Origin of the sequence: Pontibacter indicus (assembly GCF_900156345.1) — a bacterium.
GTDB lineage: Bacteria > Bacteroidota > Bacteroidia > Cytophagales > Hymenobacteraceae > Pontibacter > Pontibacter indicus.
Genome location: NZ_FTPP01000001.1, coordinates 1,650,240 through 1,675,242 on the forward strand (window position 1 = coordinate 1,650,240; position 25,003 = coordinate 1,675,242).

Here is a 25,003-nt window from a genome sequence, read left to right on the forward strand (position 1 = left end):
AGAGGGCCCCTACCCCCACGCATTAGTAGGATTCTTGTGCATGATTAACCTACCCCTACAACGAGGGGAATTATCGTGCAGAGTGTCCCTGTGAGAAATCTATTGGCGTCCCGCCACTTGTGCCAGAAGGCACAAACACAGCGGCCAGAGTCCGCCAGATAGCGCATACTCGCGGGACGCGAGCGAGGGCATTAAGGGGCGAAGGGATTAGAAACATAAAAACGAGGAGTGCTACATAGTACGACTTTACATCATCGGTAAACTCAAACAACCATGAAAAAACGAAACCTGAATTACCTCCTGCTGATACCTGCGCTATACCTGTCCACGGCCTGTAGCAGACCGGGTACAGCAGAGGGCGAATCCGGTGTGAGCACAGAAATCAAAGCCAGCGAATGGCCGCGCAGCGTGAGCTACGAGATCTTTGTGCAGTCCTTCTGCGACTCCGACGACGACGGCATCGGCGACATCAAAGGCATGACCTCCAAACTCGATTACCTGACTGATTTAGGTATAGAGGCTGTCTGGCTGATGCCGATGAGCCCCTCTCCCTCCTACCACAAATACGACGTGACCGACTACTACGGCATCCACCCGGATTACGGCACGATGGAGGATTTTAAGGCTTTTGTGGCTGCGGCGCACGACCGTAACATCAAAGTAGTGATCGACCTGGTGGTGAACCACTCGAGCAACCAGCACCCTTGGTTTTTGGAGGCGGCCAAAGACGAGAAAAGCCCTTACCGCGACTACTACGTATGGGCGCACAAAGACGATCCGCAGACCAAAGGCGAGGGCAAAACCACGGGCGACGACTCCCGCAACGTGCAGCACTGGCACGAAGTGAAGGGCAGCGACTACAAATACTTCGGTTACTTCTGGGGCGGCATGCCCGACCTCAATTTCGACAATCCGAAAGTGCGGCAGGAAATATACAAAGTAGGGCGTTTCTGGCTCGAAGAAGTTGGCGTGGACGGCTTCCGGCTTGATGCGGCCCGTCACATTTTCCCGGATGACAGACCCGACGACAACCACGCTTTCTGGGAAGAGTTCAAAGCCGAGATGCAGAAAGTAAAACCGGACGTATACCTGGTGGGCGAGGTTTGGGGTGAGTCTGATATCGTGGCTCCTTACATGAAGGGCCTTCCCGCCCTCTTTAACTTCGAGCTGAGCTGGAAAATACTCGACGCGCTCAAAACCGGGAACGGCGACTCAATTGCCGTCCACCACGAACGTATGCGGGACGCCTACCAGCAGGTGAACCCCAATTATGTCGATGCCACCATCCTGAGCAACCACGACCAGAACCGCATTATGAGTGAGGTAAACGGCGACCCGAACAAAGCCAAGGTAGCAGCTGCCCTGCTCTTCACGCTGCCGGGCGCGCCTTACGTGTATTATGGCGAGGAGATCGGGATGCAAGGCAAGAAACCGGACGAACAGATACGCGAGCCCTTCCTGTGGGATACCAAAACCAACGACGATTGCCGCACGAGCTGGGTAACGCCAAAGTTTAGCACAGAGCAAACGGTTAAGCCAGTAGCACAGCAAGCTCAGGATCCGAATTCGCTCCTCAACCATTACAAAGCCTACATCCGGCTGCGCAACAGCAGCAAGGCCCTGGCCCTTGGGGAAATCGAACCTGTGAACGTGAACGACCGTGCCATTAGCGCCTTTACACGCACGTCGCCTGATGAATCGGTGTTGGTTTTGCACAACCTGTCAGGCAAGGAAGTGAGCGTGGCTATACCTGCCAGTGTGCAGGACCACAAGCAGCTGATGCACCAGCACAACGGCGCCAAACGAAATGGCAATACGGCGCAGCTACCAGCCTACAGCTCCCTTATCTTAAGAAAATAAATCAAAACGAGTTTATGAAAAAACGTAAAGGCTCCTATACCTTGCCCTCGCTGACGCTGATTGCCTGCCTGAGTTGCGCGACGCTGACAGGCTGCAATAGTAACCCAGACCAGTCCGGACAAGATTTAAGTGAACAGGAAGTGAATACTGTGGAAATAAAATCCGAACCCTTTGGCACTGCCCCCAACGGACAGCAAGTGCAGCTCTATACCTTGACGAACGCCAACGGCATGACCGTGAAGATCACCAATTACGGCGCCATCGTGACCTCCATCCAGACACCCGACCGGGACGGCAATATGGGCGAAGTGGCGCTTGGCTTCGACAACATAGACGGCTACGTTCCCAACGACCCGCATTTCGGGGGCATTGTGGGGCGCTACGCCAACCGCATCGCCAAAGGCAAATTTACCTTGGATGGGCAGGAGTATACCCTGGCGGTGAACGACAAGCCCAACCACCTGCACGGCGGCATCACCGGTTTCGACAGGGTGGTGTGGCAGGCCGAGCCGCTGCAGAAGCAAAATGCCATCCGGCTGACCTATGTGAGCAAAGACGGCGAAGAAGGCTACCCCGGCAACCTGACCGTAGTAGTCACCTATACCCTGACCGGCTTCAACGCTCTGAAGATCGACTACGAGGCCACTACCGACAAAGCCACCCCGGTGAACCTGACCAACCACAGTTATTTCAATCTGAGCGCCGGCAAAGAGGAGGACATCCTCCACCACATCGTCACGATCCACGCCGACCAGTTCACGGCTACCGACAAAACGCTTATACCTACCGGCGAGCTTGCTTCAGTGAAAGACACTCCCTACGACTTTACCACGCCCACCCGTGTTGGGGACCGCATCGAAAACCTGCAGGGTTACGGCTATGACCTGAACTATGTAGTGCGCAACGGCGGCGACAAACTGGTACACGCCGCCACAGTAGAAGATCCGAGTACAGGTCGTGTGATGCATGTGCAGACCACGCAGCCCGGCATCCAGTTCTACACCGCCTATCACCTCGACGGCACCCTGACCGGCCACAACAACACAACTTACAACCGCTACGCCGGCCTCTGCCTCGAAGCCCAGCACTTCCCCGATTCCCCGAATCAGGAAAGTTTTCCTTCGACGATATTAAAGCCGGGCGAGAAGTATAGTGAGACAACGGTTTATAAGTTTGAGGTGAAGGAGTAGTGTTGGGGGTTGCCTGAATCTTTATATAGGGCCCCTTCCCCAAGGATTTGCAGGATTTTAAAGAGGGCCCCTACCCCCACGGATTTTCAGGATTCTCGTGCATGATTGACACACCCCTGCCCCTCTCGAGAGGGGAATTTATGATGCTGCAAATTTTGGGGTAGCAGCGCTGTAGCTAGCTTCATATTTGGGAACGGTTGACATCCCTCTGCCCCCTTCGAAGGGGGACTTTTTGTAGCTTCTATACCTAAGGTATAAGCTTTGTAGTTACCGGTATTGTTACTGACCTCTGGCAGGTATAGCAAGACTAACTTGTCCCCGAAGCTATGGAACAGATTACAATGGCCAGGTGCACTTTACGACACTCCACTGTTTGAGCGGTCAGCGAGTTTGGAGGGTCTTGACTTTTTTGCCTACTTTTTGTGTCAAGACAAAAAGTAGGTGCCCGCCGCACAGGCGAAACAGCCCCGCTGGCTAAGCGAAAGCTATGAAACAAGAACCGCTATATCTGCAACCAACACAGGTATAATACATTACAAAGATTGACCATGAAAAGACACTATTACCTACATACCCTGGGCTTAGCAGCCCTGCTAACTGCCACAGCCTGCAAAACACAACAGCCTGGCTCGGCTACCACTGCCGACACCGGCGCAACTACCGCAACAGTCAGCAACGAAAACCTGATCTGGCAATCGCAGGTCTACAGCGTATACCGTGATCGTATTGTGCAAGGCGACCACACAGCAAAAGCCGTCTCCCCAACCGAGATTACCTCCAGTTACCAAAGTCCGGCCAATGAGTTCCAGTCGCCTGAGATCATGTTCAAGTTCAGCATCAACAGCAAGGACAATGAGATGCCGCCGGGCATGGACCACCAGTTCATCTGCCTGGCCGAGGAAGGCGGAAGCTGCGAAACACCGATCATCAAGTTCGGGCAACAGCTAAAGGCTACGGCTCCTGCGCCACCAAAGGCTTTTCTGGCCCCGAACACGCCGCTGACTGTGCGCGTGGACATGCGGGACGTGCTGGCCGCTTTTGAAAAAGACGGTTTTTACACGGCCTACAACGGCAGCAAGGTATACAAAGACGATTTCAAGGGCGTCTACATCGCCGGCAACTCCTCTCCCCTTTCCTGGGATTTCGACAACCTGGCTAGTCGGGAAGGCATGCGGCTGGAGGACCCGGATGGCGATGGCATTTACGAAGTGACGCTCACCATGAACGCCCACCGCGAAGAAAAATTCACGGCCTCGCACTGGAAGCTGAGCTCGAAGATCGACCATTATCCGCAGTACAAATCGGATTACCTGCTGACTGATGCACTCTACAATATGACGCTGGAAGAAGTGGTGAAAAACATCGAGGCCGACAGCACGTTCCGGACCGGAAAAGAGTGGGCCGGGGTGTGGACCCGCGACATCAGCTATGCCTTGGTCTTGGGCCTGGCCGCCATCGAGCCTGAGGTAGCCCGCAAGAGTTTGATGCGCAAAGTGAAGAACAAGCGCATCATTCAAGACACGGGCACGGGCGGCGCCTACCCGGTATCGACGGACCGCATTGTGTGGGCGCTTGCCGCCTGGGAAATCTATACCGTGACCGGCGACCAGAACTGGCTACGCCAGGCATACGAGATCACCCGCAATTCCATGGAAGATGACCTGCTCAATGCCTTCGACCAAAAGACGAACCTGATGCGCGGCGAATCCTCTTTCCTGGACTGGCGTGAGCAGACGTACCCGAAATGGATGCAGCCCGCCGACATTTACGCTTCGCAGAACCTGGGCACGAACGCGGTGCACTACCAGGCCAATGTGCTGCTAAGCCAGATGGCGACGATGCTAAACGACAAACAAGCAGCCGACAAGTATAGCCAACTAGCCCAGCGCATTAGAAAGGGTATAAATGAAAAACTCTGGCAGCAGGACAAAGGCTATTATGGACAATACTTGTATGGTCGCAACTACCTGACGCTTTCGCCTAGGTCCGAAGCATTGGGTGAGGCCCTGACGGTGCTGTTTGACATTGCCGATGAAAGCAAAACGAAGCAAATCGTGGCCAGCACGCCGGTTTACGAATATGGAGTGCCTTGTATCTTCCCACAGATCCCGAACATGCCGCCTTACCACAACAACGGCATCTGGCCCTTCGTGCAGGCATACTGGACGCTGGCTGCCGCCAAAGCTGGTAATGAAACCGCTACTGTAGAGAGCCTGAACGCTATTTACCGTCCGGCTGCCCTGTTCCTCACCAACAAGGAGAACTTTGTGGCCAGCAACGGCGACTACGCCGGCACGCAGGTTAATTCCGACCGTCAGCTTTGGAGCGTGGGCGGTTATCTGGGCATGACCTACAAACTGCTTTTCGGTATGGATTTTCAGGCAGACCAGCTCGCGTTCAAGCCCTTTGTGCCGGAAGTTTACAAAGGCAAGCGCAGCCTCACCAATTTCAGGTATAGGAACGCCGTGCTCGACATCGAAATGGAAGGTTTCGGCAATAGCATCCGCTCCATTACAATGGATGGTCAGGAACTAAAAGGAGCTGCTATACCTGCCACGCTCACCGGTCGCCATACCGTGAAGATCGTGCTAAGCGATGCGATTTCGGACAAAGGAAAGCAGAACAAAGTAGCCCACCATGTAACTCCTCCCACCCCTACCGCTACTTTCGCCAAGGGCAGGTATAGCTGGCAGCCCGTAGAGGGCGCGGTGAACTACACGGTACTCAAAAACGGCAAGCCGCTGCAGCAAACGACTGAGACAGGTATAGCTGTGCAGCCGGATGGTTACGCTGAGTACCAGGTGATTGCGACGGATGCAGCTGGTTATGGCTCTTTCGCCAGCGAACCGTTGCCAGTGTATGCCAAATTGCTGGAGCAGGTATACGAAGCGGAAGCAGCTGCTACACCAGCCAAGCAACCCTACAAAGGCTTCACCGGCAAGGGCTTTGTGGAAGTGAGCAGAAAGGCAAACACGACCATCACTTTCAAAGTGAACGCACCCCAGGCTGGCCTGTACGCCATCGACTTCCGCTATGCCAACGGCAACGGCCCGATCAACACAGACAACAAAGCGGCCATGCGCACCCTGAAAAAAGGCAATGCCTTTGCGGGCACCATTGTGCTGCCGCAGCGGGGCATTGGCGAGTGGAGCGACTGGGGCTACAGCAACAAGGTATGGGTGCAGCTCGAGAAAGGCGCCAACCAACTGTCCCTCACCTTCGAGCCCGCCAACGAGAACATGAACGGCGAAGTCAACCAGGCCATGATCGACCACCTGCGTATGATCCGGGTGCAGTAGCTTGTTGCTCGCTATACATGAAAATCCCCTGCCTGAGCTAATTCATGCAGGGGATTTTTTATTTGCCTGCATCCTATCCTGCCCAAAAGAGTATAGCCTATACCTTAAAACACGAACGATGAACCAAAGAGAAGTAACCGACTCCGAAAACACCACTTGGACCTGCGTGCAGGCCTATGGCACCCTTTCAAAAGAAAACGCCGACAAAGCAGCTGAGCTAACCGAAGACACTAACGGCGAGGTAACGGTGGTCTGCACTCCCAGCGGCGGTGCGCAAACCGTGCGGCTGCAGCTTCCCAAAGACTGGCTGGAGTCTGTGAGCGACGAGGAACTGGTCAAGCAGATTACAACGCAGCAGCAATAGTACCTTTCCGGTGTACCTGCTACCAAAGCACACAGCATTTCGTTATATTGGCAGGAACACATTCAGACCGGTATGCTCTCTCACAGGCACGAGATTTTTATGGAAGTGGCGCGGCTGCTGAGCTTTACGAAAGCCAGCCAGACGCTCTTTATCAGCCAGTCCGCCATCAGCAAGCACATCAAGGCGCTAGAAGAGTTCTATAAAACCGGCCTCTTTGAGCGGCTCGGCAACAGTGTGGTGCTGACGCCCGCCGGCCGGCTGTTGTATGACAAACTACTGGCTGCCAAGCAGCTGCAGCACGAGCTGTTCCAGGACTTCAAGCAGCTCAGCGAGAGTTTTTCGCCGCAGGTGAACATGGTGCTGGGGGCCAGCACCACCATCTCGCTCTACATCCTGCCACCCGTGCTGTCGGCCTACCTGCAGAAGAACCCGAACGTGCAGCTCGACCTCAAAAACCGCAACAGCGAGAACATCCTCAAAGCGCTCCTCGACCACGAAATCGACCTGGGCATTGTAGAGGGCATCAACAAGGTAAGCAACGTAACCTATACCCCTTTCCTGACAGACGAGGTGATTGCGGTCTGCTCGTCGCGTAACCCGCTCAAAAAGCAGCAGCTCGAGATACGCGACCTGTACGAGGTCCCGCTGGCGCTGCGCGAAAGGGGCTCGGGCACCCTGGCCGTGCTGGAACTGGCACTGGAGAAAAAGCAGGTGAAGCTCAGTGAACTGCCCATCAAAATAAGGCTGGGCGGCACAGAGGCCCTCAAAAACTTTGTGCGGGTCGATACCTGCCTTTCCTTCCTGCCCCGGCAGGCGGTTATCAAGGAGCTGCAGTCAGGCGAGTTGGTGCAGGTGCCGATCAACGGACTCACCATCAAGCGGAGCTTCAACTTTATCCAGCGCAAAGGCACTGAGAACAATTTCCCTTACAAGAACTTCATTCAGTTTACAAAGCGCTATTATTCCAAAATGGAATAGGCTATTCCTTTTAGCTATTTTGTTTGGTCATATCAGGGATGCAATTTGCCGTAGATACTGATATGAAAACGACGCTTCAATCCCTTACCAGCCACTTGAGCGCCCTTACCTGCTCTAACTGTGGCAAACCTCATTCACCTTTTGATAAACAAACGGTTTCGGCCTGCTGTCAGCTGCCGCTACTGGCCGGCTATACCCCTGACGTAATGCCTGAAAAAGAGGCACTGCTTACCCGGGAAGGCACGATGTGGCGCTACCTCGAGATGTTGCCCGTGCTGCACAAAGAAAACATCGTGAGCCTGGGCGAGGGCTTCACCCCGATACTGGAACTGAACAACCTGGCGCGGCGCTACGAACTCCGCAAACTGCTGCTGAAGGACGAAGGCCAGAACCCGACCGGTTCTTTCAAGGCCCGCGGCCTGAGCATGGCCATCTCCAAAGCCAAAGAACACGGCGTAGAGGGCTGCATTATACCGACGGCCGGCAACGCGGGTGTGGCGATGGCCGCCTATTGTGCCAAGGCAGGTATGCGCGCCACCGTGGTGATGCCCCGCCATACGCCAAAGGCTTTCCGGGATGAGTGCTACTGGTATGGCGCTGAGGTGGTGCTGGTGGATGGCCTGATCAACGACTGCGCCGCGAAAGTGAGAGAACTCAACAGCAATGGTGAACTACTGGACGTCTCGACGCTGAAGGAACCTTACCGCCTCGAAGGCAAGAAAACCATGGGCTACGAGATTGCCGAGCAAGGCAACTGGCAACTGCCGGACGTGATCCTATACCCTGCTGGCGGAGGCACCGGCCTGATCGGCATCTGGAAGGCCTTCAAGGAAATGAAACAGATCGGCTGGCTGCCGGAAGACATTAAACTGCCACGGATGGTGGCCGTGCAGGCCGAAAACTGCCGTCCGCTGGTAGAGACCTTTTACGGCCGGCAGGACAATGCCCAGAACTACATGGGCAAACCAACCATCGCCAACGGCCTGGCGGTGCCGCGTCCGCTGGGCGAGCAGCTGATGCTGCAGACCCTGCAGGAATCGGGCGGCACGGCCATCAGCATTAGCGAACAGGAAATGGTTGAGGGTCTGAAAGAACTGGGTACCCGCGAGGGGCTGTTTGTGGCGCCAGAGGGAGCGGCCGTCTGGATGGCCGCCCGCAAATTGCTGGACACCGGCTTTATTCAGTACGACGAGGAAATCCTGCTGCTCAACACCGGATCGGGCCAGAAATACATGGAGAACCTAAGCGGCTTTCAGCCGGAGTAACTACGCTGATCTTTAACAAAAGGTGGGGCTCTTTTATGCAATAGCGTTTTTCCCGCCGCTTTCACCCTGGTGGTTATTAAAAGCGTCGTCGGCATTGTCCGGCGACGCTTTTTTATGGACCACGCCACCGATTTGGCGCTGCTATACCTGTTGCTCTCCAATTTTTCGATCTTCCGGGTATCGACTATTAATAGGAAATCCGCTATCTTCAATGCGCGACATCCAGGGAGCGGTGTTGCGTCTATACCTTATACTTGTAAATTATGACAACAATTGCACTGATCGCCCACAACAACAAAAAGACCGAACTCCTGAACTGGGTAAAGGAAAACCAACAGGCGCTTCGCCAATATCACCTGATCGGTACCACCAACACCGCTAAGCTCATCAACGAGCTGCTCGACATGAACATTGAGCCTTTCGGACACGGCCCCAGTGGTGGTGACATTCTGCTGGCCGCTCGCCTGCTGCAAGGCCAGATCCAGAAAGTGATTTTCTTCATCGACGTAGAAACCCCGCACGGCCACGAGCACGACATCCAAACCTTGATTCGCACCGCAGTGCTCAATAATATCCCGATTGCGTTGAACCGAGCCTCAGCGGATCTGATTGTGCTGGAACGAGAGGGTTAGGGAAAGCGCTTTTGATTCAGTACTACGGAGCGTATGTTCATGCTTTTGAACTAGTTGGCGGTTAATGATAAATAGTAGAAATGCAAAATCTGAAAAACTTAAATAAATATGCAGGTGTATTTATTCTCTTAATTATATCTGGCTATTGTGTTTATGTTATTTTTAGACAGACCTACGAGTTGAAGAACAACGCCAAATACACTGTGGGAGAAATTGTGGAATTTTCTCTTAGTGGGCATCTCATTCAAAAAATAGACTACAAATTTTTAGTAGATGGCGTTGAATATATTGGTAGGGAAAATTATCAAGGCGGAGAAAAGGGCAAACGATATTTTGTTAAGTTTTCTTCAGACAATCCTGACTTTAGTGACTTTCTACAGGACATGCCTGTGCCTGACACTATAAAAGATGTTCCAGCTGAAGGTTGGGAAACAATACCAATTATCAAACAAAACACAAATACATCTATCGCTAACCCTGTTCAGCCTTAACCTTTGCTACGCTTCGGCTCAGGCTGCACTATCCGTTAAAGAAGTGTATCATGAACCCTACTTACACCCATAATTGGCGCGGCATCAAGTTATCATAAAAGCACACATACTTTTACCGAAAGGCGGGGACACATAAAGAGACAAATCCAGGTTCTTTTAGCTCTGTTTGATTAGTCGTGTTTTCTTCGCTTTCGTTCGATTTAAGTGTATTGCTACACTGACCAAGCACAACCCAAATAATTACAAAAATTAGAATCGTACTGAAGCATCCTCCACCTAGTTTTTTAGCACCATAGCCAGCAAGCAAGCCTCTGAATAAGTTATTCATAGTAGTATTTTTATGTTTCTCGTTAGAAACGACATTTGGAGTATGAAGTTCTATTTAATGCCCAACCGTTCCTTAAATTTATTTGCATAAGGTTATAGGATAGGCTTGCTGCTTAACCATTACGTTCGGCTGACGCCTCACACATTGCTTGTACCAATCAGTTAACCTAAATTCCAACATCCCTCCTCCCGCATGAACATCACCTACAAAACAGACATCACACCAGACACGCAACAGATCATCAACCTCTACGACAGTTCAGGTATAAATCGCCCGACTTCAGACCAGGCCCGCATTGCCAACATGTATGCAAACTCTAACCTGGTAGTGACAGCCTGGGATGGGGAAACACTGGTAGGTATAGCCCGCTCGCTCACCGACTTCTGCTATGCTTGCTATCTTTCTGACCTGGCCGTTCGCAAAGAGTACCAGGTAGCCGGAATCGGCAGACAGCTCATCGCTTTGACGAAAGAGATTATCGGCGAGCAGACCATGCTGCTACTTCTTTCAGCCCCGGCCGCCATGGACTACTATCCCAAAGTAGGATTTGAGAAGGTGGAGAATGGATTTATGATCAAACGGAGCAGATAGGACCTCCAGCTATACCTCCAGTTATAAACTATTAGCCATATTCCACATTGTATTAGGAACCTGCACCTTCATCAGCACTAAATTCCAACAGATCACCGGGCTGGCAGTCGAGGGCCTGGCAGATGGCTTCGAGGGTGCTGAATCGGATCGCCTTGGCTTTCCCCGTTTTGAGTATAGACAGATTCGCCAGCGTGATATCGACCTTTTCTGACAGTTCGTTCAACGACATTTTCCGTTTGGCCATCATCACGTCCAGGTTCACAATTATCGGCATACCTTATACAGTAAGTTCGTTTTCAGTCTGTATCTCCACGCCACGCTTAAATATTTGGGAGATAATAAACACAAGCCCTGCCATCAGAAAGAATCCGTCGGTTGACCACTGATCCAGGTTTATGATCTGTCTTTTGGCAAACCACTCCGCCTGTGCGTTATACAGCAGCGCCACTGCCCAAATACCAATCAGTACATAACTGATCTTTTCCAGCAGGTGTGCCACGTCCATGGTGAAGGGGTTAGTCATGTTTACTTTTGACAAGGCTTTGATCACCAAATAAAAAATATAGGCTTTCAGGCCAGAAAAGGCAATAACGAGAGAAACAACCTGCATGTATAACCACAAACTGTGCACCCTCAGCCCATGCAGACTCCAACCTTTGTACAAATTGTGTGAGGCCTCTGGATTGATCAGGCTCACCCCAAAAGAAATCAAAATGGCCCCTGTTTTTATCAACAGGCCAATAAACGTGATCCACGACAGTACGTACATGACCCGTAGAATTTGCTCGGTTCTTGTTTTGCCTATAGTTTCCATAGTTTTATCATTTATATTGATCGAAAGTAAATAAATATTTATCGAAAAACAATAAATAATAGTTTAATTTTTTTGATCCTTTTCTAAAATACCACGATCTGAAATTGTGGCTTATTCGTGCAGCGTTGTGTTGGTCCAATTCTGTTCGAAAGCCGGACATTTTGAGCGTACAGTAAACACCTTTCTGTTTAGGAAAGGAGGCTTCTGGCTATCCGTAACTGTACAACCGCAATCGAGTAAAAGAGGGCGTATACTTTTTTCTGAGCCTCACAGGAAAACGCACCTTATGGAAAACATCTTCTTCGATAGTTGGGAAAGCATCATCAGAACATTCGCTGTCACGATTATGGGTTATGTGGCCATGATCGTGTTGTTAAGAGCCTCTGGTAAACGCACGCTCTCCAAAATGAATGCTTTTGACTTTGTGGTGACAGTGGCTTTGGGCTCTGTACTGGCTTCGCTTTCGCTCAACAAAAACGTAGCGCTGGCCGACGGCATCACGTCATTCTTCGTGCTTATCTTCCTGCAGTACACCATCACCTGGCTGTCTGTTCGCATCAAACAAGTCAAAAAGGTCATCACCAGTCAGCCCACCTTGCTGCTCTACAAAGGAGAACTCTTGCAAGATGCCCTGAAAAGGGAACGCATTACAATAGAAGAAATCAATTCTGCCGCCCGTAACGGAGGCCAGGAAGACTTGTCGGTAATTGACGCGATGATACTGGAATCGACTGGTGAAATAACGGTTATACCTACACTGAAATCCAACAGGCTTAGTACCGTGAAAGACGCAGGCAATTTCCCGGGCTAAGGCTGTCCCCAACAATACTTGGTACCCTTATAGGTATAGGCCCAGGTATGCGCAGAAGTGCTCTGCCTGGGCTTTTTGGGCACCCGGACTCAAAATTCCTTATGTTTTCCTAACTTGCATTTTCAACAGGTTCTTATTCACCCTTGTTTAAAACGACGCACACGCGATGAACATCATCAAAAACCTGAAGATCAGGGACAAACTCCTCCTCCTGCTGGCGCTGCTCCTTTTCCCGCTCGTATACTTTGTGGCCACCAACGTGCAGCGCGAACTCGAAGACAACGAGAAGCTGAAACAGGAGGTGGTTCAGCTGAACGAGTCTGAAAAGATATCCGACCTGCTGCACGCCTTTCAGCGGGAGCGGGCCCGTATTTTGGCAGCCGCCGCCGGCGACTCGGCCTTTATGCTGGACGCCCGTGCCCAACGCGGCCTCACGGATGCAACTGAAACAGAGCTTGTTAATTTCCTGAGCGAGAACAACCGCCCCCTGCCTGCCCTCGGCATGCTGCAGGAGCTTAAAAAATACCGTAACGACCTTGACCAGGGCAAGCTCGATGTGCTGGAGTTCCGGCGTTACTCTTCTAATTTTATTTTCAGCATGCTGGAGCGCATGGACGCCGGCGCCACAGGTATAGGCAATGCCCGGATTGCCAGGCAGCTGAACAGTTTCAAGAGCTTGTCGGAAGCGAAAGTGCAGTTGGCCCGCATGCGCAGCCTGCTCATGAAATCGCTGCAGGAGGGCATTTTCTCTTACCAGGATTATGCCCAACTCATGACGCAGTACACGGCACACAACTCCGCCCTGAGCGAGTTTTACCGCTATGGCGAAAAGGATGCGGTTGCCCAAGTACAGCAGATTGTGGTGTCGGACGCGTATAAGCGCGGCGATGCGATCTTGAAAACCCTTCAGGAAAATCCCGAAGTGGACCTGAACAGGTTCGAGCCGCTCGCTGTCTATACCCTGTTCACTAACAACATCGAAACTATTCGCAAAGCCGAAGTAGCCCTGATCGGACAGATCCGGGAAGAGGTGGTGAACGAGAGCACGAACAAGGAGCGCTACCTGCAGGTGCTGTTTGCGAGTCTGCTGGCCGTTCTGCTGCTGGTTGGCTTCCTGTCGTACTACATCATCAGCCTGATCTCCGGGTCGCTTTCTACTCTCAAAAACGCGGCCGACCGCATCCGGCTGGGCGCTACCGACGTGCAGATCGACATCGACAGCAAAGACGAGATTGGCAGTGTGGCGGCCTCGTTCAGGGGCGTTGTGAAGAAAACGGTGATGCTCTCGGAAGTGACCAAAGCCATTGGCCAGGGCCGCTACGACATGGATGTGGAGCCGCAGAGCGAGGAAGACACGCTCAGCCTATCCATCCGCACCATGAAGGATAACCTGCATTCCTTCACCACCGACAATGCCAACCGCAATTGGGTGCTCACCGGCGTGGCCGAGCTCAGCAACCTGATCGGGGGCGAGTCCACGCTCGACAACGTGTCCAAGCACGCCCTCTCCTACCTCTGCAACTACACCGACTCCGAAGCGGGTGTGCTATACCTGTTCGAGAATGGCAAACTGGAGCCGGCTGCCAGCTACGGCGTGCAGCAGAATAAGGCGCAACTGCCCGTGTTTGAAATTGGAACCGGCACAGTGGGCCAGGCGGTGAAGGAACGCAAAGTAAAAGTGCTGGAAAACGTGCAGGAAGAATACCTGCGCATCCGCTCCGGCCTTTCTGAAATCGAGCCGGCCACGGTCATCATCATGCCACTCTACTTTGGCAACACCATTGTCGGGGCGCTGGAGCTAGCCTCGCGCACGCCTTATACCGACGTGAAGCGCCGTATGCTCGACTCTGCCTCGGAGCGCATTTCCGTCCTGATCCATACCCTGAAGGCGCACCTGCATACCCAGGAGCTGCTCTACGAAACACAGAACCAGGCCGAAGAACTTGAAACCCAGCAGGAGGAACTGCGCCAGCTCAATGCCGAGCTCAAGGCTTCGGAAGAAGAACTGCGCGTGAACCAGGAAGAGCTGCAGGAAAAGAACGCCGAGCTCGAAGAAAAAGCGCAGCTGCTGGAAGAGCAGTACGAGGCCCTTGGCGCCAAGAACAAGGCCCTGGAAGATGCCCGCGAAGCCATCGAGCTGAAGATACAACAGGTCGAAACCGTGAGCAAGTACAAGAGCGACTTCCTGGCCAACATGAGCCACGAACTGCGCACGCCGCTCAACAGTATCCTCATTCTTTCCAGGCTGCTGGCCGACAATACGGAAAACACGCTGTCGACCAAACAGATCGACCACGCCCACATCATCCACAAGTCAGGCAACGACCTGCTGCGCCTCATCAACGAGATACTGGACCTTTCCAAAATCGAATCTGGTATGGTGAAGCTGGAAACCGAGGAACTGAAACTGGCCGATATTTCGATGAAGCCGATGTTCAAGGAACTGGCCGCCAAAAAGCAGATCAGCTTCAGGGAGCGCCACCTGGCAGGTGCTTTCGACAGCATCGTGACCGACCGCTTCCGACTGGAGCAGATCCTGAAGAACTTCATCGGCAATGCCATCAAGTTTACCGACGAGGGCGGCGAAGTAGAGTTTCAGGTATACCCGGTTAGCGATCGCCCGGCCTTTAAATCGGAGCGACTGCGCGAGTCGCAGGACGTGGTGGCCTTTGCCGTGCGCGACACAGGTATAGGTATAGCCCAGGACAAGCAGGAAATGGTGTTTGAAGCCTTCCAGCAAGCCGACACCTCTACCACACGCAAGTACGGCGGTACCGGGCTGGGCCTGACGATCAGCAAGGAGCTCGCCACTTTGCTGGGCGGTGAACTGTCGCTTGAGAGTGAACCGGGCAAGGGCAGCACCTTTACGCTATACCTGCCGCGCGTGCCACAAGGCGCCGTGAACGGTTCGGCTATACCTGCGCAGCCACAAGCTCCGGCCTACAAGCCAATGCCACAACCAACTGAGGCGCCACTTGCTATGGGCCAGCAGAAGAGTCAGAGCATGGGCCAGGTTTTCCTGGAAATGGAACGCGAGGACAAGAAAGACATCTGCGTCGTGATCGTGGAAGACGACAAGGGCTTCAGCGACATCCTGGCCGACTTCGCCAAAGCGAAAAATTTCAAGGTGCACCAGGCCTTTACGGGTCGCGACGGCCTGCGCATGGCCCTGCAGCACAAACCTGACGCCATGCTGCTCGACATTCACCTGCCGGATATGAGTGGCTGGGATGTGCTCAAAAAAGTGCGGGAAGACAAGAACCTGCGCAGCATCAACGTGCACGTGATGTCGGCCTACGACAAGGAGGTGATTGGCGAGCATGCTGAAAACGAAGAGTACCTGCCCAAGCCGGTCACGCTCGAGATGCTCAACAAGGCCTTTGGCTCCATTGTGCACAATTCGGGCGCCAACATCGAGAACATCCTGATCGTGGAGGACAACGAGATCGAGAACAAGGCCGTGGCTGAGCTGCTGCTGGCCCACGGACTCAAGTCTACCTCCGCCTACTCCGCCGAAGAGGCCGAGGTGGTGCTGGCCAAGCAGAAAGTGGACTGCATCATCCTCGACCTGAACCTGCCGGGTATGAAGGGTTACGAGTGGATGAAGAAGATCAAGTCGCAGACCAAACTCGGCGACATTCCGATCATCATCTACTCCGGCAAAGACCTGAGCGAGGACGAGGAGACGAAGCTGAAAGAGTTTGCCAACACGATCATCATCAAAAACGAGTACTCATACCTGCGCCTGCTCGACGAAGTGCAGCTTTTCCTGCACAAGGTGAACCAGAAGCTGCCGCCGGGCAACGAGTTCAAGATGAAGCTGCACGTGCCCGAGGAAGTGCTGCGTGGCAAAAAGATACTGGTAGTGGACGACGATGTGCGCAACATCTATTCGCTGAGCAGTTTGCTGGAGATGCACGGCATGCAGGTAATTGCCGCTTATGATGGCAAGGAGGCACTGGAAAAACTTGACGCTGAGCCAGGTATAGACATGGTGCTCATGGACGTGATGATGCCCGAGATGGACGGTATAGAAGCGACAAAACGAATCCGGGCGGATTTACGTTTTAAGCAACTGCCGATTATTTCACTCACCGCCAAGGCCATGAAAGAGGACAGAGAAAAATGCATTGAAGCCGGGGCTTCTGATTATATTCCGAAACCAGTAGACACCGATAAGTTGCTGACCCTGATGCGGGTTTGGTTGTATGAAGCCTGAGCAGGATGATTTGTTTGAGCAGGAGGTAGAGGCGCTCATCAAAGAAATACACACCCAGTACGGATACGATTTCAGCGGCTATGCCCGGGCCTCGGTGTACCGCCGCATCAAGCGGTTTCTGGGGCAGAAGCATTTGCATAGCATCGACGATTTGCGGAAACACCTGTTCACGGACAGTTTTTTCTTCGAGAACTTTCTACAGGAGATCACCGTGAACGTGACGGAGATGTTCCGCGACCCGACCTTCTACAAGTCGCTGCGCGAGAACGTGCTGCCCATCCTGTCCACCTACCCCTTCATCAAGGTATGGGACGCGGGCTGTTCGACCGGTGAGGAATTGTTCTCTTTAGCGATTTTGCTGGAAGAGGAAGGACTGCTGGGCCGCACCAAGATTTACGCTACCGACATCAACCAGAAGGTATTGCGTCAGGCGAAGGAAGGCATCTTTTCAGCCACACAGGTGGCCGCCTATACCTCCGCCTACTATGCAGCGGGCGGCAAGCGCGATTTCGTTACCTACTATACCAGCAACTACGGCAGCGTGAAGTTTGACTCCTCGCTTGTTCGGAACGTGGTGTTTTATCCGCACAACCTGGCCACTGACAGCTCGTTCAACGAGTTTCACCTGATCGTGTGCCGCAACGTGCTGATCTACTTTAACCGGGCGCTGCAGGACCGCGTTTTCAATTTGTTCGACGAGAGCCTGGTGGACCTTGGCTACCTGGCACTGGGCAAAAAGGAGACGCTGGTGATGTCGGGCATCAACGACCGCTATGACTTTGTAGACAAGAGCAACCGCATTTATCGCAAAAATTCCTGATGCACGGCACTTCATCCAGACTGATCGTAATAGGTGGCTCCTGGGGCGGTATACAGGCGTCGATGAAAATTCTGCGCGCACTGCCTGCCGACTACCCTTTTCCCGTTGTGCTGGTGCTGCACCGTTTGCGCAATTACGAGGGCAACCTGCAGGAGCTCTACGAAAAAAAGCTGGCCCTGAAGGCGGTGGAAATAGATGATAAAGCACCACTGGAGGCGGGCCACCTGTACATTGCCCCGGCCAACTACCACGTGCTGCTCGAAAAGGACCATACCTTCTCGCTCGACGACTCGGAGCTGGAGAACTACTCCCGCCCCTCCATCGACGTGACGTTTACCAGCGCGGCCGATGTTTTCGGGAAAAACACGGTGGGTATTCTACTTAGTGGCGCCAGCAAGGATGGAAGTTCAGGATTAAAGCATATATTTGACAAACGGGGCACCGCCATTGTACAGCACCCCGGCGAAGCGGAGATTGCAATCATGCCGCTGGCAGCCATCAACAGCACACCCGGCTGTCGTATCATGAACATTGAGGGCATACAGGCTTATTTGCTAACCTTACATGAACACTGACCACGATATTTTACCTATTACAACCTTGCCTACTCATACCCACCCGGTGAAGATCTTGCTCGTGGACGACAAGGAGGAAAACCTTGTCAGCCTGATGAGTTTGCTTTCGGAAGAAGGCGACCATACCAACTACCTGCTGGCCAATTCGGGTGAAGAAGCCCTGAAGCTTGCTCTGCAGGAAGAAATCGCCCTTATTTTGTTAGATGTGCAAATGCCCGGTATGAACGGCTACGAGGTAGCCCGCTACCTGCGCGACATTTCCAAAACGCGCGACATTCCGATCATTTTCGTGACGGCCATTAACCAGCAGGATGTGCACGTGATGGAGGGCTTTGAGGCCGGTGCCGTAGACTTTCTCTTCAAGCCCCTGCACCCTGCCATTACCAAAGCCAAGGTGGCGGCTTTTGTGCGCTTTTATCTTCAGAAAAAGGAGATTGAGCAGGCCCACAAACGCACGCAGGAGATCAACCGCGAACTGGAGGAACGCGTGCTTGCCCGCACTGCCGAGCTCACTCGTGTGAACAAAGACCTCGACAACTTCGTCTATACCGCCTCCCACGACCTGAAGGCACCGATCAACAACATTGAGGGGCTGGTTACTGCGTTGGGAGAAGTGCTGGAAAACCCGGAGGAGGCACGTGACGAACTCAACATCATCATGGCCATGATCCAGGACGCCATCAGCCGCTTCAAACATACCCTGATGGACCTGACGGAAGTGGCCAAGCTGCAGCATCAGGACGAAACGGCGGCTGAAAGCGTTCGCTTCGAAGAGCTGATCGACGACATCACCCTCAACATCCAGGATCTGATCTTCAAGTACGACGCCACCATCGAGACCGATTTTTCGGAAGTCCCGGACATGGTTTTCTCCCGCAAAAACCTGCGCAGCATAGTCTATAACCTGGTGTCGAATGCCATCAAGTATAGCTCGCCGGAACGCAAGCCCATCATCTGGGTGAGTACTTACCGGGAAGGTGACTATACCGTGTTCTGCGTGAAAGACAATGGACTTGGACTGAAATCAGAAGACCGGGATAAAGTGTTTGATATGTTTAAGCGCCTGCACGCCCATGTGGAAGGAACAGGCGTAGGTCTGGCCATTGTGAAGCGAATTGTAGAGAACAGCGACGGTAAAATAGAATGCGACAGCGAACAAGGCAAAGGCTCCGAATTCAGGGTATACCTGAAAGGCGTTTAGAGAACAGAAAGCCCACATAAGCAGTCAGGCATAAAAAAGCCACTTCCAGAATGGTCCGGAAGGGGCTTTTTATTTCAGGCAATAATAGAGTTAGGCCTTTGCAGGTATACGTTTCAGAGTATTGAGCAGGAAATCCCAATATTTCTGCACCGAGCTGATCTGCACTTTCTCGTCAGGAGAGTGTGCGCCGCGGATGTTCGGGCCGAATGAAATCATCTCCATCTCCGGATAGTTCGAGCCGATGATGCCGCACTCCAGGCCAGCGTGGCAGGCGTTTACATGCGCTTCCCCGTTATACTTTTCTTTGTAGAGGTCGCTCATAAGTTGCACAATGCCCGCACCCGGACGCGGCGTCCAGCCCGGATACGAACCGCTCAGACTTACCGAAGCGCCAGCCAGTTCCAGCGCGCTCTGAATGGCTGCGGCCAGGTCCATCTTCTCGCTGTCGACGGAGCTGCGCGTGAGGCACTGTACCTGCAGTTTTCCGTCTTGCACCAGCACGCGGGCCACGTTGTTGGATGTCTGCACCAGGTGCTCAATGTCCGGACTCATGCGGTATACCCCGTTGTGGCAGGCATAAAGTGCGCGAAGCAATTTTGCCTGGTAATCGGCTGGCAGTACCTGTGCCGGCGCCTCTACCTCCTCTACTGTCACAGCCAGGTTAGGGTCGGTGGTGGCGTGCTCGTTTTTCAGGATGGCTGTCAGTTCAGCTACAAACTTTTCGAAAGCAGTTGCCTGCTCAGCAGGTACAGCAACCACAGCCACCGACTCACGCGGAATAGCATTGCGCAGTCCGCCGCCGTCGATAGAGCCAATGAGCAGACCAGTCTTTTCGGCAGCCTGGTGCAGCAGGCGGTTCATCAGTTTGTTGGCGTTGCCACGACCCAAATAGATGTCCATACCCGAGTGTCCGCCGGTCAGTCCTTTGATGCTTACTTTGTAGCCTTTCACATCGCCGCTTATACCTTCAGGCTGGTAGGTACCAGTAGCGTTGATGTCTACACCACCTGCGCAACCAATGGTCAGCTCGGTATCGTCTTCGGTGTCGAGGTTGAGCATGATGTCGGCTTTCAGTACGCCTCCTTTCAGGCCAAGGGCACCGGTCATGCCGGTCTCTTCGTCCACCGTGAAAAGCGCCTCAATGGCCGGATGCTCAATGTCGTTGGCAGCCAGCAGCGTCATGATCGAGGCAACACCCAGTCCATTGTCCGCGCCCAGCGTGGTGCCGCGGGCCTTCACCCAGTCACCGTCCACATACATGTCGATGCCCTGCGTGTCGAAGTCAAAATTGGTATCGGCATTTTTCTGGTGCACCATGTCAACGTGACTTTGGATGAGCACCGTTTTGCGGTCTTCCATGCCGGGTGTGGCGGGTTTCTTGATGATGACGTTGCCGATCTCATCCTGGATGGTTTCCAGTCCGAGTTTCTGGCCAAATTCCATCATGAACGCGATCACGCGTGCTTCTTTTTTAGAGGGCCGCGGCACGGCGTTCAGGTCAGCGAAATTATTCCAAAGGGCCTTCGGCTCCAGTGCTCTTACTTCAGTGCTCATATCTGATTTGCTTATGTCTGGTGTTGAAATAATGAATTGCAATTGCCAGTGGCAATGTGGCGCTAAGGTAATAAGAATATGGGAAAGGTTTTGGTTTGCGGGCATATGCTTGGTTGGTGTAGGTATAGCTATTAGCTATGGCGCGAGCGTCTACGCTTGTGTCTGGTATGGTGAGGTCTCTAGCCCCGTGGCAGGTATATGAATTGTCTTGTATCATAAGGATATGCCCTCGCTCGTGTCCCGCGAGTGTGCGTTATCGGGCGGACTCTGGTCGCTTGAGGAGAAGCTTTTGCTAGTGTAGCTACTGCCCTTGCAGGTATAGCGATCTGTCTTGTTTTATAGCTTCGCCTGTGCGGCGGGCACTCACTTTTTGTCTTGACACAAAAAGTAAGCAAAAAAGTCAAGACGCTCCAAACTCGCTGACCGCTCAGACAGTGGAGCGTCAAAAAGTGCACCTGGCAATGTTACTTGTTGCATTGTGAGCGTGCAAGTTAGTCTTGTTATACCTGTCAGTGGTCAGTGTGGCCTTTACGACAGAGCTTATACCTTAGGTATAGCTGCAACAGAAAAGTCCCCCTTCGAAGGGGGCAGGGGGATGACAATCGTTCCCAGATTCCCCTTTCGGGAGGGGGCAGGGGTGGGTTAACCGTGCACCGAGATCCTGTTAATCCTGGGGGTAGGGGCCCTCTTTAAAATCCTGATTCAGACAGGCTATACCTGATCAGCCACCGCCGACCGGTTTAAACACTCACAGGCTTAAAGTCGTTGCTCCATACCTGTTTAATCAACCCAAAGGAATAGAAGCACTCCTCTTCTCCAAGTCCGAAAAAAATTCGAAACCCTGCGTCTTTCTGCTCCCCTCCCCGTCATCCTGATGAATTTGAAACCAAAACATCAAACCAATTCATCATATGGAACCGATTTACCATTTCGCAACACCGCAGTCTCTTCAAAACCAGAAATCAGGACAGCACAGCCAAACCCCAGAATAACAGCAGCCGGATACGCAGCAACACTGCAGCAAAGAAACCTGCGAGCGAGCGCAAAAAGCGAACCCTTCTCTGCTCACCCTTGCCCTGATTCTATTCTGCGGCTTGGCTCTGCATACAGCTGCGATTGCCCAAACAGCTGTGGCATTCAACGGTGGCAAGAAAGCAGCGAAAGAAAACAATTCGGATGTGGCCTTTCGGTCTTTGGACGACATGACTTTTCCGGAGGCAGACTTCAGACGTAGCGCTTACCTGAAACTGCGCACCGTGTACGTGCATGTGCCGTTCAGTAAGTTCAAACTGAAACCCTTCCCAGCAAATAGCTCTTCTGAAACCCGCGCTGAGCTCAACTTTTTGCTGCGCCTGCAGCAAACGCGCAACGCTGAGGCCATTAACCGCACCGAAACCATGGCCGCCGTATACTTCGATCCGCTGACCACCAACCCAAGCGATCCGGACTATACCCGCAACATCAACAGCCTGTTCTATATCGGCCGCGATCTGGGGCCCTGGTTCAATGCAGAGAAGCTGCCGCTTACCTCGCAGGTGCTACAGAACGTGATACAGGACGCTACCTATTACATTTTCTCGCTCAAAAATGAGTTCAGCCGTGCCAGACCCTACCAGTTGGACAGTCGCATCCAGCACCTTGAAGCGCCCGGTCACGCCTCATACCCGAGCGGACACGCTTCTGCCTCTTATGTGCATGCCTTCATCCTGAGCCATATTTTCCCGGAGTACAAAGACCACTTCGAGGGGGTTGCCAGCGACATGGCTTTCTCCAGAGAAACCCGCGGCGTGCACTATCCCAGCGACTCAGAGGCCGGAAAAGAATTTGCACGACAGTTTGTAAACGAACTGATGAAGAGCCCAAAATTCCGCACAGATCTGGCCTCTATGAAGAACGAAATTATGCAAGAAAGAGCCGCTCATCAGCTCACCAGAAAGTAAACGTACAGGGGCTGGCGGTGGGATAAAAAATTCCGGTTAGAACTGGCGGGAAAGATCAAAACCTATCGTACTATTGCAGCCTCAAAGTATAAGAATACATGGAAGCTTGGTTAGGATACGCACTCATTGCCATGCTCACAGGGGGCGTGGCCATGGTGTTTGCGAAGATGGGAATGAATAACAATGCCAACGAGCACCTGGCTTTGGTTATACGCACCGGTGTGCTCTTTATGATGGTGCTGGGGCATGCGCTGTATGCGGGCGGCCTCAAGACGGCCCGGCAGATCGACAATAAAACGCTTACCTGGTTTATACTGGCCGGGGCCTGCACCGCCGTTTATTGGATTTTGTATTTCAAAGCCATCAAAACAGCCGATGTGTCGGTTGTGGCGACGATAGACCGGGCTGGCATTCTGGTGACGGTGGGCCTCTCCTACTTCCTGCTAAACGAGCCGCTCACGCCACGTTTGCTGCTCGGCATGGGCGTGATTCTGTGTGGCACCCTGATTTTGATCTGGAAATAAGCCATGATAGCGCTTGCACCCATGCAGCTGGAGCATGCCCACGAGGTACTCCGCATTTACGGCGAGGGCCTGGAAACCGGCTACTCGACCTTCAACACCGAAGTGCCTACCTGGGAGGAATGGGACCGCAACCACCTGCCCCACACCCGTCTGGTAGCGATTGAGAACAATGAAGTGCTGGGCTGGGTAGCGCTGTTGCCTGTTTCGTCGAGAGCCTGTTACCGGGGCGTGGCGGAGTTTAGCATTTACATCGCCTCCCGCCACCGCGGCAGAGGTATAGCCGACCAGCTAATGCGCGCCATGATCGAAGAAAGCGAAGCCAACGGCATCTGGACCCTGCAATCCTCCACCTTCGCCGACAACACCACCAGCCTGCGTCTACAGGAAAGGCACGGCTTTAGGCAGATCGGCTACCGAGACCGCATTGCGCAGTTGCACGGCGTCTGGCGCAACACCGTTCTGCTGGAGCGGCGTAGCGATAAGTTCTGAAACAACAAAGGCCCTGCAAGTACAGGGCCTTTGTTGTAAAATGGTCAGGTATAGCAAACAGGCAGCGCTATACCTTATGGAACGATGGACTGAATAGGAGCTATACCTAAAGTGGAAGATTCAATTTCAACAGCCATCAGCTTACTGGCAATATGCTCTGAAAATCAATCCTTAAAGGTATGGCAACTTAATTTGACAGCCTCACCCTAGATCGTGCGCATCGTCAGAGCTTTGTAGTCCCATACCGTGATGTCGTGGCCATACTGGGTTTGGTCGATGTAAGGGCCGCGGCAGATTTTTTCTTTCGGAGTCTCTACGTCGTACTGCTCTTTGGCGCGCAGCAGCAGCTCGTCCATCAGCCAGCGGGGTATGATGTCGCGGTCGGATGGGTATACGAAATGGAAACTCATGAACTGCGCCAGCACCAGCTGCCAGTGCTGTTCGGTATAAGACCAGAGGCGTTTCCAGTCAAGCGTTTCGCCGCAGCGCAACAGCAGGTGGTTGATGTCGGAACCGTCGTAGCGCTCCCGGTTTTGGACGTACAGTTTGCACCAGATCAACTCTTCAGGCGGCATAAAGTTAACCTTCACACCATACAGCTCTCCTTCGGTGGCATACTCAAACCAGCGGTCATCCACAGGGCACAGGCTAGCCGGGTTGTTGTAGATCAGGTCCATCAGGTGGTCGCCTTTCTTGGCTTTAGCCAGCCAGCGCGGGTCGGTCATCTCGGTATAGTAGCCGGCATCGGCAAAAGTTTTGAGGATGCGGGGGCACTCCCCTACTTTACAGAAAATGTCCAGGTCCTTGGTGGCTCTGTTGATGCCGGTGTATTTGTCCAGGGCGAGTCCGCCGCCTACCAGAAATTTCGCTTCGCTTTTTACCAGCAGGCTCAGCGCTTCTTTGTAAAAGTCTGCGGCCTCCAGCTTGTCGGGTGACTTTTGCCCATTCTTCGAGATGGTGCGGGTTAGTTTCTCGGTCGGCGGGGACTTTTTTGTTTTTGTATTATTCAGTTGCTTATTCATGTGTCAATGCAGGATCCATAATCTTTGAAATGTTCA

22 protein-coding genes are annotated in these 25,003 nt (G+C 53.0%); 17 read left to right on the top strand and 5 right to left on the bottom strand.

From position 1 onward, the window contains the following. Positions 1 to 273: 273 nt before the first annotated feature. From B0B12_RS07065 to B0B12_RS07100, 8 genes are all read left to right on the top strand, one after another. Positions 274 to 1,860, top strand: coding sequence for an alpha-amylase family glycosyl hydrolase (locus tag B0B12_RS07065; protein WP_076666949.1), 1,587 nt, complete (start codon positions 274 to 276; stop codon positions 1,858 to 1,860). Between the two features lie 14 nt (positions 1,861 to 1,874). After that, on the top strand, positions 1,875 to 3,050 hold the full coding sequence (locus tag B0B12_RS07070) for an aldose epimerase family protein (protein WP_076666950.1): 1,176 nt from the start codon (positions 1,875 to 1,877) through the stop codon (positions 3,048 to 3,050). A gap of 548 nt (positions 3,051 to 3,598) precedes the next feature. After that, positions 3,599 to 6,349 (top strand): alpha-L-rhamnosidase-related protein, encoded by a 2,751-nt coding sequence (locus B0B12_RS07075; RefSeq protein WP_076666952.1) that lies wholly within the window; start codon positions 3,599 to 3,601, stop codon positions 6,347 to 6,349. Between the two features lie 118 nt (positions 6,350 to 6,467). Beyond that, entirely contained in the window at positions 6,468 to 6,713 is a 246-nt protein-coding gene (locus tag B0B12_RS07080) for a hypothetical protein (protein WP_076666954.1), read from the top strand. Positions 6,714 to 6,785: 72 nt separating this feature from the next. Continuing rightward, a complete protein-coding gene (locus B0B12_RS07085; RefSeq protein ID WP_076666955.1) occupies positions 6,786 to 7,691 on the top strand; it encodes a LysR family transcriptional regulator in 906 nt (301 codons plus the stop codon). Between the two features lie 62 nt (positions 7,692 to 7,753). Beyond that, positions 7,754 to 8,956, top strand: coding sequence for a threonine synthase (locus B0B12_RS07090; RefSeq protein WP_076667750.1), 1,203 nt, complete (start codon positions 7,754 to 7,756; stop codon positions 8,954 to 8,956). Between the two features lie 263 nt (positions 8,957 to 9,219). Next, the gene (locus B0B12_RS07095; protein ID WP_076666957.1) at positions 9,220 to 9,588 is read left to right on the top strand and encodes a methylglyoxal synthase; all 369 of its coding nucleotides are present in this window, start codon (positions 9,220 to 9,222) and stop codon (positions 9,586 to 9,588) included. An 80-nt stretch (positions 9,589 to 9,668) separates the two neighbouring features. After that, positions 9,669 to 10,079 carry an SdiA-regulated/phytase-like domain-containing protein gene (locus B0B12_RS07100; protein ID WP_076666958.1) on the top strand — a complete coding sequence of 137 codons (411 nt, stop codon included), beginning with the start codon at positions 9,669 to 9,671 and terminating at the stop codon, positions 10,077 to 10,079. A 112-nt stretch (positions 10,080 to 10,191) separates the two neighbouring features. Here B0B12_RS07100 and B0B12_RS07105 read toward each other — a convergent pair whose 3' ends face one another. Further along, entirely contained in the window at positions 10,192 to 10,407 is a 216-nt protein-coding gene (locus tag B0B12_RS07105; RefSeq protein WP_076666960.1) for a hypothetical protein, read from the bottom strand. Positions 10,408 to 10,599: 192 nt separating this feature from the next. Between B0B12_RS07105 and B0B12_RS07110 the strand changes: the two genes are divergently transcribed. Further along, a complete protein-coding gene (locus B0B12_RS07110) occupies positions 10,600 to 10,998 on the top strand; it encodes a GNAT family N-acetyltransferase (RefSeq protein ID WP_076666961.1) in 399 nt (132 codons plus the stop codon). A gap of 52 nt (positions 10,999 to 11,050) precedes the next feature. Here B0B12_RS07110 and B0B12_RS07115 read toward each other — a convergent pair whose 3' ends face one another. Both B0B12_RS07115 and B0B12_RS07120 read right to left on the bottom strand, forming a co-directional pair. Further along, entirely contained in the window at positions 11,051 to 11,272 is a 222-nt protein-coding gene (locus tag B0B12_RS07115; protein WP_076666963.1) for a helix-turn-helix domain-containing protein, read from the bottom strand. Between the two features lie 3 nt (positions 11,273 to 11,275). After that, entirely contained in the window at positions 11,276 to 11,812 is a 537-nt protein-coding gene (locus B0B12_RS07120) for a DUF2975 domain-containing protein (RefSeq protein ID WP_076666964.1), read from the bottom strand. 286 nt (positions 11,813 to 12,098) lie between these two features. On the opposite strand from B0B12_RS07120, the gene B0B12_RS07125 reads away from it, so the two are divergent. From B0B12_RS07125 to B0B12_RS07145, 5 genes are all read left to right on the top strand, one after another. After that, positions 12,099 to 12,623, top strand: a complete 525-nt coding sequence (locus B0B12_RS07125) for a DUF421 domain-containing protein (RefSeq protein ID WP_076666966.1) — start codon at positions 12,099 to 12,101, stop codon at positions 12,621 to 12,623. 166 nt (positions 12,624 to 12,789) lie between these two features. Further along, on the top strand, positions 12,790 to 16,842 hold the full coding sequence (locus B0B12_RS07130; RefSeq protein WP_076666974.1) for a response regulator: 4,053 nt from the start codon (positions 12,790 to 12,792) through the stop codon (positions 16,840 to 16,842). Further along, positions 16,832 to 17,662, top strand: coding sequence for a CheR family methyltransferase (locus B0B12_RS07135; RefSeq protein ID WP_076666975.1), 831 nt, complete (start codon positions 16,832 to 16,834; stop codon positions 17,660 to 17,662). Before B0B12_RS07130 ends, B0B12_RS07135 begins: the two co-directional genes overlap by 11 nt. After that, on the top strand, positions 17,662 to 18,237 hold the full coding sequence (locus tag B0B12_RS07140; RefSeq protein WP_076666977.1) for a chemotaxis protein CheB: 576 nt from the start codon (positions 17,662 to 17,664) through the stop codon (positions 18,235 to 18,237). The genes B0B12_RS07135 and B0B12_RS07140 overlap by 1 nt, the downstream gene beginning before the upstream one ends. Before the next feature lie 25 nt (positions 18,238 to 18,262). Further along, a complete protein-coding gene (locus B0B12_RS07145) occupies positions 18,263 to 19,438 on the top strand; it encodes a sensor histidine kinase (protein WP_244554616.1) in 1,176 nt (391 codons plus the stop codon). Positions 19,439 to 19,528: 90 nt separating this feature from the next. On the opposite strand, the gene B0B12_RS07150 is transcribed toward B0B12_RS07145, so the two are convergent. After that, the gene (locus tag B0B12_RS07150; RefSeq protein ID WP_076666981.1) at positions 19,529 to 20,992 is read right to left on the bottom strand and encodes an aminoacyl-histidine dipeptidase; all 1,464 of its coding nucleotides are present in this window, start codon (positions 20,990 to 20,992) and stop codon (positions 19,529 to 19,531) included. 1,130 nt (positions 20,993 to 22,122) lie between these two features. On the opposite strand from B0B12_RS07150, the gene B0B12_RS07155 reads away from it, so the two are divergent. The 3 genes from B0B12_RS07155 to B0B12_RS07165 all read left to right on the top strand — a co-directional run bounded on the left by B0B12_RS07155 (position 22,123) and on the right by B0B12_RS07165 (position 23,945). Next, a complete protein-coding gene (locus B0B12_RS07155; protein ID WP_244554617.1) occupies positions 22,123 to 22,932 on the top strand; it encodes a phosphatase PAP2 family protein in 810 nt (269 codons plus the stop codon). Positions 22,933 to 23,030: 98 nt separating this feature from the next. Further along, complete coding sequence (locus B0B12_RS07160; RefSeq protein ID WP_076666984.1) at positions 23,031 to 23,456, top strand: EamA family transporter; 426 nt, start codon at positions 23,031 to 23,033, stop codon at positions 23,454 to 23,456. Between the two features lie 3 nt (positions 23,457 to 23,459). Next, the gene (locus tag B0B12_RS07165) at positions 23,460 to 23,945 is read left to right on the top strand and encodes a GNAT family N-acetyltransferase (protein ID WP_076666986.1); all 486 of its coding nucleotides are present in this window, start codon (positions 23,460 to 23,462) and stop codon (positions 23,943 to 23,945) included. A gap of 206 nt (positions 23,946 to 24,151) precedes the next feature. On the opposite strand, the gene B0B12_RS07170 is transcribed toward B0B12_RS07165, so the two are convergent. Further along, entirely contained in the window at positions 24,152 to 24,967 is an 816-nt protein-coding gene (locus B0B12_RS07170; protein ID WP_083704100.1) for a nucleotidyltransferase, read from the bottom strand. Positions 24,968 to 25,003: the final 36 nt, after the last annotated feature.